This window comes from Rhodococcus sp. P4_F3_2 (assembly GCF_056401335.1).
Window position 1 is genome coordinate 1 of the sequence record NZ_JBFUJN010000002.1, and the last position, 15,728, is coordinate 15,728.

Annotated in this window: 14 protein-coding genes and 1 pseudogene; 4 read left to right on the forward strand and 11 right to left on the reverse strand. The window is 60.4% G+C overall.

What is annotated here, in order from left to right:
* On the forward strand, positions 1-1,022 hold a 1,022-nt coding region (locus AC1DWA_RS02610), incomplete at its 5' end, for an alpha/beta hydrolase (protein WP_477916460.1).
* Between the two features lie 23 nt (positions 1,023-1,045).
* On the forward strand, positions 1,046-1,537 hold the full coding sequence (locus tag AC1DWA_RS02615) for an NUDIX domain-containing protein (protein ID WP_477846358.1): 492 nt from the start codon (positions 1,046-1,048) through the stop codon (positions 1,535-1,537).
* Positions 1,538-1,902: 365 nt separating this feature from the next.
* On the opposite strand, the pseudogene AC1DWA_RS02620 reads toward AC1DWA_RS02615, so the two are convergent.
* The 11 genes and pseudogenes from AC1DWA_RS02620 to AC1DWA_RS02670 all read right to left on the reverse strand — a co-directional run.
* Positions 1,903-2,229, reverse strand: a pseudogene (locus AC1DWA_RS02620) (transglycosylase family protein); the annotation flags it as partial.
* Between the two features lie 483 nt (positions 2,230-2,712).
* Entirely contained in the window at positions 2,713-3,618 is a 906-nt protein-coding gene (locus tag AC1DWA_RS02625) for an oxygenase MpaB family protein (RefSeq protein ID WP_020968478.1), read from the reverse strand.
* Between the two features lie 24 nt (positions 3,619-3,642).
* The gene (locus AC1DWA_RS02630; RefSeq protein WP_477846357.1) at positions 3,643-4,200 is read right to left on the reverse strand and encodes a mce associated protein mas1a; all 558 of its coding nucleotides are present in this window, start codon (positions 4,198-4,200) and stop codon (positions 3,643-3,645) included.
* Positions 4,187-5,407 carry an MlaD family protein gene (locus AC1DWA_RS02635; RefSeq protein WP_021342906.1) on the reverse strand — a complete coding sequence of 407 codons (1,221 nt, stop codon included), beginning with the start codon at positions 5,405-5,407 and terminating at the stop codon, positions 4,187-4,189. The genes AC1DWA_RS02630 and AC1DWA_RS02635 overlap by 14 nt, the downstream gene beginning before the upstream one ends.
* A complete protein-coding gene (locus AC1DWA_RS02640) occupies positions 5,404-6,468 on the reverse strand; it encodes an MCE family protein (RefSeq protein ID WP_477846356.1) in 1,065 nt (354 codons plus the stop codon). Before AC1DWA_RS02640 ends, AC1DWA_RS02635 begins: the two co-directional genes overlap by 4 nt.
* Positions 6,465-7,562, reverse strand: coding sequence for an MCE family protein (locus AC1DWA_RS02645; RefSeq protein WP_182261242.1), 1,098 nt, complete (start codon positions 7,560-7,562; stop codon positions 6,465-6,467). The genes AC1DWA_RS02640 and AC1DWA_RS02645 overlap by 4 nt, the downstream gene beginning before the upstream one ends.
* Positions 7,559-8,614, reverse strand: a complete 1,056-nt coding sequence (locus AC1DWA_RS02650) for an MCE family protein (RefSeq protein WP_029537558.1) — start codon at positions 8,612-8,614, stop codon at positions 7,559-7,561. Before AC1DWA_RS02650 ends, AC1DWA_RS02645 begins: the two co-directional genes overlap by 4 nt.
* Entirely contained in the window at positions 8,614-9,645 is a 1,032-nt protein-coding gene (locus AC1DWA_RS02655; protein ID WP_182261241.1) for an MCE family protein, read from the reverse strand. The genes AC1DWA_RS02650 and AC1DWA_RS02655 overlap by 1 nt, the downstream gene beginning before the upstream one ends.
* The gene (locus AC1DWA_RS02660) at positions 9,642-10,835 is read right to left on the reverse strand and encodes an MCE family protein (protein WP_238076902.1); all 1,194 of its coding nucleotides are present in this window, start codon (positions 10,833-10,835) and stop codon (positions 9,642-9,644) included. The genes AC1DWA_RS02655 and AC1DWA_RS02660 overlap by 4 nt, the downstream gene beginning before the upstream one ends.
* A gap of 33 nt (positions 10,836-10,868) precedes the next feature.
* On the reverse strand, positions 10,869-11,726 hold the full coding sequence (locus tag AC1DWA_RS02665) for an MlaE family ABC transporter permease (protein WP_003945491.1): 858 nt from the start codon (positions 11,724-11,726) through the stop codon (positions 10,869-10,871).
* Positions 11,726-12,535 (reverse strand): MlaE family ABC transporter permease, encoded by an 810-nt coding sequence (locus AC1DWA_RS02670; protein WP_046377962.1) that lies wholly within the window; start codon positions 12,533-12,535, stop codon positions 11,726-11,728. The genes AC1DWA_RS02665 and AC1DWA_RS02670 overlap by 1 nt, the downstream gene beginning before the upstream one ends.
* Positions 12,536-13,066: 531 nt before the next feature.
* Here AC1DWA_RS02670 and AC1DWA_RS02675 point away from each other — a divergent pair.
* Together AC1DWA_RS02675 and AC1DWA_RS02680 are read left to right on the forward strand one after the other, a co-directional pair.
* The gene (locus tag AC1DWA_RS02675) at positions 13,067-14,341 is read left to right on the forward strand and encodes a TetR/AcrR family transcriptional regulator (protein ID WP_477846355.1); all 1,275 of its coding nucleotides are present in this window, start codon (positions 13,067-13,069) and stop codon (positions 14,339-14,341) included.
* A 68-nt stretch (positions 14,342-14,409) separates the two neighbouring features.
* Positions 14,410-15,645 (forward strand): winged helix-turn-helix domain-containing protein, encoded by a 1,236-nt coding sequence (locus tag AC1DWA_RS02680; protein ID WP_477916461.1) that lies wholly within the window; start codon positions 14,410-14,412, stop codon positions 15,643-15,645.
* The last annotated feature ends 83 nt before the right edge of the window (positions 15,646-15,728 follow it).

Here is a 15,728-nt window from a genome sequence, read left to right on the forward strand (position 1 = left end):
CACCCGGCCTGATCGCCAACCTCGATGGAATTCCTTCTGCGGTTCGCAGTCCTGCCAATCTCGATCGAATTCAATCGGAACGAGCACGGCTGCAAGATGATTCAGTCCGAATCTCGCAAGAACTCCACCGTGAGTTCTTCGGCGGCAGACTGAGTAACACAGGGGCGGGCCAGTGGTACGCCGAACGCAAACTCGAGGATCTGGACGCGCTCGACGAGTTGTTTCGCGCCGAACCTTGTCGACGGTTACTGCTCATGGACATGCGCTCGGGTGAACGCGGCTTCGCGGCAATCGCGATCGGTGATCCGGACACAGCGGATCACATCTCCGTGACGATTCCCGGACTGAACACCAACGTCAAGGACTCGATGCGCGGAATGGTCGGCGAGGCAACACGATTACGAGCCGAGGCGATGCGCCAACTCGAGCTGGCCGGCCGAAAGGAGAGCGTGGCCACCATCGCCTGGATCGGATACGACGCGCCACAGGTGATCGGGCCGGGAAAGTTCGACATCGGTCGGGCCAGCTTCGACGTAAGTCGATCGTCCAAGGCAGGCATAGCCGCCGACGCATTGGGTAGCTTCTTTCACGGTCTTCGTGCTGCGTCGGTCAACGACCGAGTCCATATCACCGCGTTGGGTCACTCCTACGGATCGCTCGCGACTTCTCTTGCGCTGCAACGCGGGGCAAGCGCAGCGGTCGACGACGTGGTGTTCTACGGTTCACCCGGCGTGCGGGCCAAGGTGGAGTCGGACCTCGGTATCGCCGACCGCCACGTCTACGTCATGAAAGCGGAAGGCGACAGTATCGCGGGGTTCGGCCGTTTCGGTGGCGATCCGACACGCACCGAGTTCCACCGATTGTCCACGGCCGAGGGGATCACCCCGGACGGTGTCAAGCACGAGCGGGCTTTCGGTCATGCGGAGTACGCGAGAACCGGGGACAACGGAGAACTGCGGATGTCGGGTTACAACCTCGCGGTTGTGGTTGCCGGACTGCCGGAGTTGGCCGTTGTGGCCTGACCTGCTGACTTACAGTGGCACTCATGCGTCTGAGGCATTCGGCCAGGGGGTTGGTCGTTGACGACCAGTCTCGTCTTCTGCTGTACCGATTCATCGCACCCGGGGGCGGGCTGACGGTCTGGTGTCCTCCGGGCGGAGGCTTGGAAGGAGACGAAACCCCGCCCGAGGCGCTCGCGCGCGAATTGGACGAGGAGATCGGCTTGCGTGACTACGGCGACGCCACCCATGTGTGGCATGAGGAGATCCATGATCCGACGATATTGCCGGGTTGGGACGGTGCGATCAACGACTACTTCCTCGTGCCGGTAGCGGCCGCATTCGAGCCCTGTGGGTCGTTGGGGCGCGAAGCGCTGGCCGCCGAGCTGGTCGAGCACTTCGAGTGGTGGAGCGTTGACCGCCTTCTGTCACACAATGGTCGAGAAGTGTTCGGGCCACGCGATTTACCCGACCGGTTTGCACGCCTGGTCAAGGATGGATCACCGAGTTCGCTGGAACATTTTGTTCGGGCACCATGAGGGCCGCGAGGCATCGCCGTATTCGAGCATTTCGGCATCGAAACACGGCTAAACTGGGGTTATGGAGCACTACGTGCGCAAGGAGCCCATCCCGTACGCGTCTACGGCTGCGCCGGTCAGTTCTCGCAACCGGTTCAGAAGGATGCTCCAAAGGTTGTCGATAATTCTTCGCGGGATGATGGGGGATCGGAAGGCGAGTCGATATACCTCGCTCGCACCGCGTCATCCCGACGGATCACGCACCGCTGTAACATCTTTCAACAGTAATGGTGGTGGGAAATAGGTATCGGTGTACAACACTGCCCGGGCCGTCGAATTCTCGACGAACACCGGGCAGTGACGCACTACTTGGGCTGGGCTCAGCGGAGGTACTGTCCGCAAACCGGCCACGCGCCGGCACCCTGACCGGCAAGGACGTTTTCCGCGACGCGGACCTGTTCTGCCTGGCTGGCGTTGGCGGCACTGCCGGCTCCGCCGTAGGCTTCCCACGTGCTCTGGCTGAACTGGAGCCCGCCGTAGTAGCCGTTTCCGGTGTTCGCGGCCCAGTTGCCCGAAGATTCGCATTCTGCGACACCCGACCAGTCGTGGGTGGCTGCGGATGCGGTGCCGGCGCTCAGTCCGAGGGCTCCGGCTGCGAGGGCTCCGGCTGCGGCGACAGAGGCAAGGGCACGGGTAACGGTGGTCTTGGTCATTTTTGGTAAATCCTCTCGAGTCCCGCCGACGGAGGACGGTGACCGTCTCAGCTCCGCTCCCACCACTAGGAATGTTGTCGAGTCCGAACCGCGGGGTGGGACGGGCGGTGGCGATTCGGTAATGCCCGGTTGATCGGGCTGTCACCAACCATAAGAGATGATTACGGATTGGTCACGGGTCGGCGTGTCGACGCATGTTTGTGCAACAGAAATGCATCAAAGAGTGTTTTCCCAGGTGGCGTGGCGATATGCCACCTCTCTCGGCGTTACATAATCGAGATAAAGTGTGATGCAAGTCACTGGAAATGCGTCTTGATGGCGTCGGTATGTGGCGAATGTGGCGCTCGATCGGCCGGTTTTGTCGATTTCCGGCCCCAGTTCTGGTCACACAGGAGGCTGTGTCGAACCGCGATCTATTGTCGACCGACCGCCCCGATTTACCTGTGGGGCAGCAGAATTGAAAACGAATTACGCGCTGCTGGCTCAGACGAGATTCTTGCTCGCCTTGATCCGACGACGAATGTCGCGCATCTGTATGGTGTTGCCGGCCTGACGAACGGAGCGTGGGATGAACCTGTTGACGAACGACACGAAAATGAAGAGGTGTTCGAACCGGCGGCGGTCGTCTTCGGTCCACTCGAGGTCGAGTTGGTCGCGGTAGATCGGTGGAAGGAATCCGACCGTCAGGAACCGCAACAAGTTTCGGAATACCAGGCGTATCGGCCAAGCGATCATCTGTAGATTGACCAGGTCGATCAGATACTGCTTGGTGCGTTCGTCGATCACGACGCGTTCGCAACCGAGGTTCCAGTAGCGCTCGAAGTCTGCGCGTGTGGCCGGCCACATCTCTTCGGTGACCTGCAGTGTCGTTCCCAAAGTTGATGCGGACTGATAGAACGACTCCGCCTGTTCTTCCGACATCTTGCCGTGCAACAACTGATGACTGTCTTCGAAACCGATGAACAGGCAAGCAGCAACCCATAATTGGAGTTCGCGATTGAAGGCGTTGTACTTGACCGGGCTGTTCGCATCCGACTTCACATGTCGGTGTACCGAATTCACAGCCTCGCGGTAGGCCTTTCGCTCTTCCTCGTTGCCCAGGATCGCGACCGTCAGGTACTGCGTTGTGGTTCGTGCGCGCTTCCACGGATGCGCTGTCAGAGCACCAGATTCGACCTTGCTCTCCATGACGCCGTACGCCACCTCGGGCCAACCGAGTTGCAGGATGACGTTGGCAGCGGCTCCGGCGAACGACCAGAAATCGAGTGCGTCGGTGATGTGTGCGGGTTTACGTGCCCACCGCCTACGCTCCGCCGTGATGGTGATGCGTGTCTGATCGGTCCGAAGAGACGACTCGGACTTTTCCGAATCCAGGTAGTGAGTGGGCATGGATCTTCCTCCGCGCGTGGTGAGTTACTTGGTCTCGACGTTGCTCACGAGCCACCGGTCGTCCGAGCGGACCAGGGACACGACCATGCGGTACTTCTGTGTGTTTCCCTCTGGCGCTGCGACAGTCTTCGCTTGTTGGTCGACGAACACGAGCACCTTGGCCGACGAATTGTCCAGCGATTCGATGCCGACGTCTGTCGCCGTTGCGCTCGCCTGGCCTTGCCCCCCGGCGACGACTTCGCGCAGTGAATCGACCATCGTTCGGTAGGTGCCGGCAAACTCGTCGGTCGACATCGAGGCGATGCTGTCTTTGTTGGCATCGAGGTTCTGATAGTCGAAGGAGGACATGATGGTCGAGTAATCCCGCGCGGTGTCCAAAGCCTCCTGCCGCAGCGTGTCTTCCTGATTCGCCGAGTACATCTGGAATCCGAGCACCACCAATGCTGCGACCAGCGCTACCGCTATGAGTGAGATCAGTGCGTTGCGTGGCTCCTTGAGGCGGCGAAGTAGCGACGGAGAAGTCGGATGTTCGGCCACCTCGGCTTGAGCCTCGTCGAGTAGTGCGTTGTCACCGTGTGCCATTTCCCAGTCCTTCCAACATCAATCTCCAGTAGTTCAGGGCGTCGACTCCGGTGGGGACGAGAATCGGATCTGCGACGACGGGCGGTCCGATCGGCGTACCGGGGACCGTCGAGTTCTGCAATCCGAGGTCGTTCGGGCGGGGAGCATTCTGTGCTCCGCGTTGGACGAGGTCGTCGGCGGGGGGACAGTACATCGCCAGACTTGGACTGGTGGGAGACAGATCGCCGACCTCACGCCTAGGGGTGTCGTAGTTACAGACCGGCCCCTGTGTGGCAACCAAGGCAAAGTCGGCGCGATCGCCTTTGACGATGGATGCCAGTTTGGCGAGACCTTCAGGAATCGTGACAAGTCCGGTTTCGAGGGCGTCTGTGCGGTCGGAGATGATCGGTGCGACAGTGACGAGATTGGCCAGGACCGCTCCGAAAGTGTTGTGGTACTTGTCGAACAACTGTTGAGCGCTGTTCAGGGCGGCGGGCGAATGATCGGTGAGGTAGATCAGCACCGGAGCGTTGGATTCGAGTTGTTCGGTGAAGTTCTTGGCAGCTGCCATTCCTCGGACGAACGAATCCGATTGTGTCGCCATGGAGTCCACCAACGTGGAGGTTCGCGACAGCAGCGCGGCGAGTTCGGCCGACTGGTCGTTCAACTGCGCGGACATGGTCCCACCGTTGTCGATCATCGTCGCCAAGCTCGGGCCGAGCCCGTTGAACGAATTTCCCAGTTCGGTCCCGATGTCGCTGATCGCTTGCGGATCAATCCCTTCCAGGACACCGGACGCCTGAAGCATCAACTGGCTCATCTGGACCGGTTGCTGATCCGCGGGCATGGCGATTTCGTCGCCGTCCCGAAGATACGGGCCGTGGTCTGTGTTGGGATAGATGTCGACATTCTGAATTCCGGCTGCGGTCCCCATCGTCACCTTGGCGACGCTGTCGGTAGGTATCTCGGTGTTGTCGTTGAGTGAGAGTTCCACCCGAGCCGAGCGGGTGCCTGCGTCGAGTTCGACTTCACTCACTTTCCCCACCTGTACGCCGCGATACGTGACGACCGTGCCCTTGGTCAGCCCGAAGGCGTCGGACATGTTGGCGTGCAGCCGGATTTGGCCACCGAAACCCTGAGGGCCGACCACGTAGACGATTCCGAAAGGGATTACCACAGCAGCGATCAGAGCGAACAGGACAAGTTGAACAAGCGCAAGGCGACTCAACGCAGACCTCCTTGAAGTAGATCGGTGAGAGTTCCCGCCGGTGTGATCGATTGACCGGCCATCCCGCCGCTCCAGAGCTTGTCGATCGTTCCCGGAATATCCAGGGCGCCGTCGAAAACGAGGTAGTCACCTTGGACTGCACTGGTGAAGTTCTCGAGCAGTCCGTTCATATTCGCCAGTGTCTGACCGATCTCCGAATTGAACGAATCCAGAGTCCCGACAACGGTCGACGCATCGTGCAGCATCGCGTCGAGGCCGTCGGGTGACGAGTCGAGGATGGTGTTTGCGTTGGTGGCGAGCTGAACGGTCGAGTTCAACAGGCTTGCAAGCTGATCCTTCTGTCCCACGAGAATCGACACCACCTGTGGAACGGAATCGAGGTAGTTGTCGACGACGTCGCGTTGGCCGGCCAGTTGGGAGGAGACCCGGGCAGCGAGGTCGACGGCCTCGTCGAACTCGCTGCGGTGACTGCTTGCCTCTGCCATGAGCGAGGTCAGGGTGTCGGTCAGAGAACGAACTTCACCGGAGCGCCCGGAAAACGCGGTGTTCAGCTCGCGCACCACGGTATCGAGTTGATCGATGCCGCTTCCGGTCAGAACCGTACCGAGCGTGGCAAGCGCACTTTCGACTTGCGGACCGATCTCGGTGCGAGACTCCGGAATTGTGTCGCCGTCGCTGAGCATCGAGCCGGACGGAACCTCCGGCACCAATAGTCTGATGAACGGGTTGCCCAGTGCGGACGGGAGTTCGACGGATGCTTCGACGTTGTCCGGCAACGGCGTCGCGGCGTCCAGACTCAGTGTCACATCGGCTCCGACGACGTCGGCGGACAGCGCGGATACTCGGCCGATGACTTTCTGGCCGCTGCGGACGTCTGCCCCCAACACCAGGCCGTCGGCGCCGGCCAGCTGCAGCGCCACGTTGTACGCATCACCGTCGGCCGAACGACCCAGGGGTAGGTCTTGAATGCCTGCGCTACAGCCGCCGAAGGCGAACACGGCCGCAGAACCCACACCGATGATCACGATACCGGCGACTATTCGAACCGATTGCCGCGTCAATTGCCACCTCCGGGGACGGCTCCGCCGGAAATCGCGGAGGCGATTCCGAGCGGATCAGAAGTGCTGAGGGGGAAGGAAATCGGATTCGTGAACCCGGCTCCGGTGCAGATCGGCAACTTGTAGGTGTCGCACAGCGGTTTCGCAACCGCGAACTGAGTCAATGCAGTCGAGACGTTGAGCCGAATGCGCCCGCGCTGATCAGGACCGATTGTTTGGGAAAGGTTCTGCATCATCAACGGCACAAGGTCCATGAACTCTGCGAGGCCGGGTTGTTTGGCAGCCAGAGTGTCACCGAGAACTCGCACGTTGTCGGCTATGGCACCGACATCATCGCCGTGAGTTGTCATGAAACTGTTCAACTGGTCGAAGACCACCTGCAGATCCTGCAGAGGCTGTGAGATGTCCATGTTCTGGTTCGCCCACTGATCGCCCAATGTGCCGAGGTCACCGACAAGTTCGTCGAGGCTGACCTGCCTCGCGTCCAGAGCATTCATCAAGGTATTGAGATTGTCGACAAGGGCACCGATGTCTTCCGACCGAGCGCCGACAACTCCGGTTGCCGTGCTGAGGTTGCGAATTGCGGTGTTGAATTGATCGCCCTGACCCTGCCATCCGGCAGCGCCGCGGCTCACGAGATCGCCGAGATTGCCCCCATCCCCGGCAAATGCGTCGGCCAAAGTGCTGACGCTTCCCATCAAGCCGTCGAAATCTATGGGGGAGTGGGCACGTTCGATCGGAATCTGGTCGCCGTCTTTCAGCGTCTCTCCGCCGGTGTAAGCCGGGCCGAGTTCGATGTGGCGATCGCTGATCACCGATGGATTAAGGACATAGGCCGAGGCGTCGGCGGGCAGGTCCACGGAGTTGGGCATCGACATCGCTACTCGAACAGAAGTTCCGCGAGGTTCCACCGACGTGACCGTCCCGACGCCGACTCCGAGGACGGTGACCTTGCTTCCCTCGTAGATTCCGCCGACGTAGCTGAAATCGGCGTAGACGGTCTTGGACTGATCCGTTCGTCCGAAGATGTACCAACCGGGGAGTGCAATCGCCAGGGTCACGACCAGCATGGCCGTGACGGCTTTTCGTGTATTCACTTGCAGCCCTCCATGATGCCGAGCGCGCAGAGCAGATTGTCCGGGATCACGGCGGCCGGCGCGTTGACGTCGGTCCAATTGCCGGTGCCGGTGGAATCGGTGACCGAACGCAGCGCGGAAGGAAGACGAGTCAACAGCAGGTCGATCTGATCTGCGTTGTTCTTCAGCGTGGTGGTGACCTCGACGAGGTTGTCGGTCATGGCTCCGAACTCGTCCTGACGATCGACGAAAGTGGTGGAGAGCTTCGAGATGATGATTGTCAGGTTGTCGACCAGCTGAGTCAGTGCGTCCTTGCGCATCGCAAGAGTACGAACGATCGTCTGAGCATTGGCCGCAGTACCGACTATCGAATCGGTTTGTGCCGCAGCCATGTCCGACAGCTCGCGGGACATGATGAGAATCTGGTCGATCTGTTCACTGTTCTGCGCGAAAGCCGCCGAGGCGCCGCTGATTCCGGCCAGAGCCCGGCCCACCTGATCGGAATCAGTTGGAATCACCTGCGAAAGGGTGTTCATCATGGACTCCATCGCCTGTAGGTCGACGCCGGTGGCCGCAGTGGTGGCATCACTGCTGACGTCGTCGAGGCTGTACGGCACGGTTGTGCGGGAGAGCGGGATGACCCGCGCATCGGAGTCGTCGACGACTCCGGCCGGCACGATCTCCAGGTAGCGCTTGCCAAGGACCGTCTTGAGCCTGACAGTCGCCGTGCTCTGGTTTCCCAAAGGCTGGTCCTTGTCCAAGCGGAAGTTGACGACGACGTGGTCGCCGGCAAGGTCGATCGAATCCACTCGGCCCGCGGGAACCCCGGCCACGTAAACCGGATCGGTGTCGGAAAGCCCGCTGGCATTGGCCAACTCCGCTGTGTATGCCGACGTGCGTACGTTGTACCAGAGCTTCGGAATGCCCAAGGCGGCGCCGAGTCCCACCACCAGAACGAAGATTCCGAGACTACCCAGGGCGAGAGCGGTGCCGCTACCGCTGCGACGGCGATCCCCTTTGAACAGGAAGAGCATGATGCCGACGAACACGTCGATCAGCTTGACCAGGAACATCATGAGCACACCGGCGAATGTGTCGGACCGAAGATGTTGGCTTCCATGTCGCCTGCCTTCAGAGTGAAATTGCACAGATACAGGCTGATGAAACTTCCGTAACTTCCGATCCGGTTGGCGGCGTCGGCGAACTGGGGAAGGTTGGCGAGAAGTTTGTTGAACTCGTCGGTGCTCGCAATCCAACTCCCGGTGATACTTTCGAGTTGTTGCACGGTCTGACCGAATGCGCCGTTCGACCCGGCCATGATCTGAGCCAACGACGAGACAGTTCGGTTTCCCTGATCCAAGAGCGAGACCAGTTGATCGTTCTGCCCGACGACGGAAGTACTCAGATCGTTCAAACCGTCCAGCAGACCGACCAATTCGGGTTGGCGTTCGTCGACGGAGGTGAGAAGAGTGTTCATGTTCGTGAGTAGTTGTGCGAAGACGTCCTGACGGTCGACAAGGCCGGAGCTCATGGTCGCGATCTGGTCGAGGAGGGTGGTCATCGCCTGGCCCTGGCCGTTGAAGGTTTCGACAAAACTTCGCGTGAGCGTGTTCACCTGCTCGGGTTGCAGCGCGGCGAACAACGGTTTGAACCCGTTCATCAGTGCCGTCAAGTTGATCGGCGGTGTTGTCTGCGCCAGCGGTATCGTGTCACCTGGTTCGAGCTGTCTTGCGGATACCGTTGTCGCGCTGTCGTCCTGCGTCAGTGCCAGATATCGAGCACCGAGCATGTCGCCGTAGCGCACGGCGGCACGGACATCCGACTCGAGGGAATATTGCGACTCGATTTCGACGTCGACGATCGCCTTGCTCGTGCCGCCGCCGTTGTCGGCAAACGCAACCGAGTCCACGCGGCCGATACGCACACCGGACATCGTGACCGGGTTACCCGGGTTGAGGCCTTCGACATCGGTGAACTCGAACGAATACGAATCGGTGCTTCCGCGAACCGGTACCGACAACGTGTTCGCCACGAACGACGCACAAGCGACGCCGGTGAGACAGAAGAGTGACAACCGAATTACCTGGCCAGGACGGACCTTCACGGGACGGTCACCTCATTGCCTCTGACCATCGGCCCCAACATCAGTGTTGTTGCCGGGTTGGGGGTGTCCGAGCGTTCCGGCGATCCGCCCAGTAGCTGATCTTCGAGGTAGCGCAGCGTGGCCGCTTCGGCTTCGCCGCCCACGACCGGGGCACTGACGGGTTGTGCAGGCGTCAGGTTGGAGCCTGAACACTGCGCGCCGCGCGAGTCCCCGTACTGCGGGCAATCATCGCCGGTGTATGGGAGCGGTTCGGCGAACGTGGCAACTGCTGTGATGTCGAACTTACCGGTGGCGAAGACCCGCGCGCCCGCGGCGCCGAACGTACTGGCATTGGCGAGGGTGGAACGCAGTCCTCCGGGATTGGCCGCGGTGGTTGCGAGTATCTTTCCGGCGGAATCGATCACAGTGATGATGTTTCGGTTGTTCTCCACGACAAAATCGTCGACGGTAGCGGCGAAGACTGCGGCCGCGCCGATCGAGGACTCGAGATTCGCTCTGTTGGCGACCATGTTGTTCGAGACGGTTGTGGCGGCTGCCAAGGTATCGAGAATGTCGGGGGTCGCGCGGTCCAACGCGTCGACGACCGACTTGAATTCGGGTGTCGATTCGAGGAATTGGTGTGCGGCGGGCGTCAATACGCCGGACGCGGCACTGAGATTGTCTATTGTGGTACCGATCTCGGCTCCGTTTCCGTCGAGTGCCTGGCCCAGCGCAGTCAGGGCTGTCTGCAACTTCTCGGGCTGCATCGCCGTGAGGACTCCCACCAATTTGGTGTACACGTCGTAGAGCGCAACGGCTTCGGGACCGTCGTCCATGTGGATCTCGTCTCCGTCCGACAGAGTCGTCTGGCCCTGCTCATTCGGACTGTCCACGAGCTGCATGTAGATGTCGCCGAAGAACGTGCGCGGAACGACGCGGGCCACCACGTCGGCGGGAATCTTCGACGCGTCATCGGTCTGAATCTGCAACTGCACAACGGATTCGGCGGTGCCTGATTCGATTTCGCCGATTCGGCCGACGTTGACGCCGTGGTACCGAACCGGAGCTTCACCGCTGATGAGACCGGCTGTGGCTGGAACAGCGACGAAGATATCGGTGCTCTGCTCGAGGTTTCCCGAACCGCGTAGAACCATTGTCACAGCGGCGGCGACGGCTACCACTACGGCGATCGCGCCGCGAAGGGCATACACGATCTTTGTGTGTGTAGTGAGTCTGTCCACGGCTCAGACCCCCATTCCCGGGATCTGGGGCACGAGGCCCCACAGCGCGAAAGTCATCAGTACGTCGAGGATTCCGATCGCGAGGATCGCAGTCCGGAGCGCGCGCCCGGCTGCCTGCCCGACGCCGGCCGGACCACCGGAGGCATAGTAGCCGTACGCGCAGTGAACCAGCGCGACAACAGCGGCGAACACCACGGCCTTGAGGCCCGAGTACAGGAGATCCTGCGGCGAGATCGCCAGATGGAAGAAGTAGTCGTAAGTACCTGCCGATGCACCGTTGAAGAACACGACGACCAGTCGGGTCGACAGGTAGCTGGCGAGCAGTCCGATCATGTAGATCGGGATGACGCAGATCATGGCAGCGATCACCCGCGTACCCGCGAGGAAGGGGATGGATCTGATCGCCATCGAGTCGAGGGCGTCGATCTCGTCCGAGATGCGCATAGCCCCGATCTGGGCAGTGAAACCCGTTCCGACCTTGGCGGCCAACGCGATAGCGACGACAACAGGGGCAAGCTCACGGGTGTTCGCGACCGCAGACAGCATGCCCGAGAGCGAGGTCATCCCGACGAGTTCGAGGCCCCGGTGAGTCTCGACGCCCAACATCATTGCCGCGGCGAGCGACATCGCGAAGACGATCCCGATGGTGCCGCCGCCGGACAGCAAGGAGTTCGTGCCGAAGCTGACCTCGCTGATCTGACCGAGTACGTGCTTGCGGTACTTGGTGAGCGCAAAAGGGATCGATGCGATGGTGCGGACGTAGAAAGTGACGTGCTGACCGAGGGAGACGAGGCCGTCGCCGGCGGTTCGCAGGGGTCTGCTCGCTTGACGGGCTCGAACACGGAGATCGACGAGCGACATCAGAATTCACCGACTGCCGGGACGATTACGGTGTACAACGCGGACAACACTGTGTTCACGATGAAGACGAGCGCAAACGCGATGACGACGGCCTCGTTGACTGCGTCGGCAACGCCGCGGGGGCCGCCTTTTGCATGGAGACCTTTGAAAGTGGCCACCAAAGTCGAAGCGAGGCCGAAGATCGCGGCTTTCACCAAAGCCATGACGAAGTCGGACGATCGACCGTATTGGCTGAACGTTGCCATGAACGTTCCGGCCGGAAGATGCTGCACGTAGATGTGGTACAGATAGCACGCGATCACTCCGCCGAAGGTCACCATCGAGCACAGTGCGAGGGAGACGATCACTGCCGCAACCAATCTCGGAGCTACCAGGCGTTCGATCACATCGATGCCCATCACTTCCATGGCATCGATCTCTTCGCGAATCTTTCGCGAACCAAGATCGGTGCAGATCGCCGACCCGGCAACACCGGCCATCATCAACGCGCACACCAGTGCTGCGGCCTGTCCGACGATGATGAATGCCACGACGGCGCCCGAGTAGCCACCGGCACCGATGCGGCCGGCCAGTTCGCCGACCGACACCGCGATGAAGACACCGATCGGAATCATGAGGAGCAGCGACGGACCAGTGCTGACGCGACCGATGAAGAGCGTCTGAGTGATCGTCTCGTGCAACGAGAGTCGCCTGCGGAGGATTGCCGTGAACAGGCCGAACAGTGCCTGCACCGAGAATCCGATCAGATAGCCCCCCTGCAACGCTACGTCTCGTACCGGGCCTTTCGGGGCTGGTAGCTCGTACGTCATCTAATTGAATTCCTTTGCAGATCAACATGGTTCAGCACGAAAGTCGAACTGTTCGGACGCTGGCGGTCGAGCGAACTGCTTGTGAAGCATCTCACACATATATGTGACGTGGCAAGCATTATGTGAACGAAAATTCTCGGCGGAATTTTTGGTGTAACAGCGACGGTGAGTGCGTTGACGTGCCAATATGAGTTCTGTCGGGTGGCGTCCTCGGCTTAAGTTCATCGAAATTCCGGAAGCCGTCGTCCGATGTCCCGATCGGGGAGAGAGGGGCCGCTTCGAGCGGTGACCCTACCCCTGGTTTCGACCACAGGGCAAGGCGTTGTTAACGAGAATTCTCTCGAGCTTCAGCATCGATGATCGGGGCGATGCAGTTGATGGCAACCTAAAGTTAGGGCAGCTAGCAGCGTATATAGAGCGTGGATACAGTGGAATCTCGAAAGTTTCCGATGGCGCGCAGCGATTATGATTATGCTCATTCGCAAAAGGATCGGTTTGGTGTCTGGTGGGGCTGAGAGAGGGGGTGCGCGAGTGAGCCCGAGACAGCAGTCTGTCGATGCGCAGACAGTTGACGAACAGACCTCGCGTGTAATCCTTCGAGCGGCGGGATCGGAGTCGGTCAAGCGACGTCCGAAGGACCGCAAGGCGAAGATCGCCGCTGCGGCTGCAATTGCGTTCAGCGAACGGGGATATCCTGCCGTAGGCGTCGAGGATATTGCGTCGTCCGTCGGTATTTCGGGTTCGGCACTCTATCGGCATTTTCCGAACAAGTATGCGATGTTCCGCCACGCGGCACTGGAATTGACCGACGCGCTCGAGAGTGCACTCGATGCGGTCTCCGTCGCCGCCGATGCAACTGACCGGGAGCGCCTACGCGAGGATTTGCTCGCTGTGATCCGAACGACGGTGCGTAATCGGCGCACAGCCGGGATCTACCGGTGGGAGAGTCGGTTTCTCGACGCTGCCGATCGGAAATCGGTCCGAGCTCAGTCAGCTGCTGTCAATCACCGAGTTGCACTGCATCTTTCACGCTCCGAACCGCCGGCGAGTGCTCGTGCCGAAACCATCCTCACCTCAGCGATGTTCAGCGTGATCGGCAGCATCACCGCTCACAATCTGATACTGCCCCAACGTCGGATGGAGCAAGTTCTTCTCGACGCTTGTCTGTCGATCGAACATGGTGGGAGTGCAATTACATCGCGGCGGTCGGAGCAAACTGTGTCGACGCGGTCGGTGACGACGAACAAGCGTGAACGTCTGCTGCAGGAAGCCGTGCGGCTCTTCGATTCTCGCGGTTACCACGACGTCAGTATCGAAGAGATGGCAGCCGCTGCGGGTTTGAACGCTTCCGGGATGTACCGCTACTTTCCGAGCAAAGCGGAACTTCTCGGGGCGGTGTTCTATCGAGCGGCGGACCGTCTGGACCTTGCGACGGCAGCAGTATTCGAGTCTGCGACGTCGCCGGAGGAAGCGCTGCGCGCACTGTCGGCGATGTACGTGGAGTTGTCGTTTGCACAACATGAATTGATGTCGGTCTATTTTTCCGAGATGAACAACCTTCTGCCGGGACATCGAAGCGATCTGAAGAATCGCCAGAAGCTGTACGTGGTCGAGTGGGCGCGGATACTTCGCGAAATTCGTCCGGACCTTTCGGCGATAGAGGCGAAGTTCCTGGTTCACGCTGCTTTGAACCTCGTCCCCGACATCGGACGCTTGATGAAGTTCGATGTTGCAGCAGAAAACGCCTCCACACTTCAGACGTTCATGTCAGCAGTTCTCTTCGGCCGCCCGGCTCCGCCGCCCTGAACTTCGCGCCGCCCTGAACTTCTCGCCGCCCTGAAACTTGTCGGACGGCGTGCGTAGTGTGGTCGGCTATGAGCGAAGTCGTGTCTCTGGCAGCTGCCCGCCGAATAGCGCTCGCCGCTCAAGGGTTCGGCAAATCACACCCGGCAACGGTGACGCGGCGCAATCTGGTCAGCGTGATGGACCGGCTGCAGGTCTTGCAGATCGACTCGGTCAACGTTTTCGAACGCAGCCACTACCTGCCCGTTTATGCGCGACTGGGCGCCTACGACAAGTCCAGGCTTGATCAGCTGACCTTCTCCCCGGAGTCGGGGTACCTCGAATACTGGGGACACGAAGCGACGTTCCTGCCGGTGGACATGTGGCCGCTCTTTCGTTGGCGCATGGACCAGTTTCGTGACAAAGCTTTGAGCGACAAGAACGGATGGGCGTCTGATCGGCGCCACTTCCTCGACTGGTTGCGCAACGAACTGTGTGAAAACGGTCCGATGGCGGCGAGCGAAGTCGAGCATGAAGCGAATACACGCCGCGGCCCGTGGTGGGGGTGGTCGGACGTGAAAGTCGGGCTGGAGACTCTGTTCCGGTGGGGCGAAGTGGTATCGGCGGGTCGCGCAGGAYTCGAACGTCGATACGGCCTTGCCGAACACATGCTCGCGCCCGAGATCCTCGATGCGAGGATCGATCGATCGGACGCGATCCGTGAGCTGGTGCTGCGCGGTGTGAAGGCCCACGGACTCGGTACGCTCGACGATATCGCCGACTACTTTCGGCTGCCGAGCGCTGAGGCACGAATTGCCTTGCGTGAGCTCGAAGACGCCGGCAATGTACGCAGTGTTTCCGTCGAGGGCTGGGAGCGTCGTGGCAAGCCTCGCGAGGTATGGAGTGATCCACAGGCAAAGCGTCCAAGGTCGATCCGAACCGAGGCTCTGTTGTCGCCCTTCGATCCGGTAGTGTGGGCGCGCGATCGAGCGTTGCGGCTCTTCGACTTTCACTACCGGATCGAGATCTATACTCCCGCACACAAGCGGGTTCACGGCTACTATGTGCTCCCCGTGTTGATCGACGACAATATCTGCGCGCGAGTCGATCTCAAGAACGACCGACAGAACCGTCGGCTACTCGTGCGCGCTGCTTGGGCCGAGCCCACCGCCGATGCCGACACTGCACCGCGTCTGGCTGAGCTCCTTCGTAGAACCGCAATGTGGCAAGGCTGCGACACCGTAGTCGTGGAGAACAATGGAACATTGGCATCAGAGCTGGCCGCTGTGATGGCCGGCGACGAGGTGGATGCGGTGGGCGCGCGCTAGGTCAATCTGGAACGGTGAGTCTCCCGTCGACTGCAGCTCGGTTGATGGAATCTCTTAATGCCGAACAAGTTCCGGTGCGAATT

What these genes read in the sequence shown, in the direction of transcription:
- AC1DWA_RS02615 (WP_477846358.1), top strand. Translation starts at nt 1,046, where the DNA reads ATGCGTCTGAGGCATTCGGCCAGGGGGTTGGTCGTTGACGACCAGTCT.
- AC1DWA_RS02625 (WP_020968478.1), bottom strand. Translation starts at nt 3,618, where the DNA reads ATGCCCACTCACTACCTGGATTCGGAAAAGTCCGAGTCGTCTCTTCGG.
- AC1DWA_RS02630 (WP_477846357.1), bottom strand. Translation starts at nt 4,200, where the DNA reads ATGGCACACGGTGACAACGCACTACTCGACGAGGCTCAAGCCGAGGTG.
- AC1DWA_RS02650 (WP_029537558.1), bottom strand. Translation starts at nt 8,614, where the DNA reads ATGTTCCTGGTCAAGCTGATCGACGTGTTCGTCGGCATCATGCTCTTC.
- AC1DWA_RS02665 (WP_003945491.1), bottom strand. Translation starts at nt 11,726, where the DNA reads ATGTCGCTCGTCGATCTCCGTGTTCGAGCCCGTCAAGCGAGCAGACCC.
- AC1DWA_RS02670 (WP_046377962.1), bottom strand. Translation starts at nt 12,535, where the DNA reads ATGACGTACGAGCTACCAGCCCCGAAAGGCCCGGTACGAGACGTAGCG.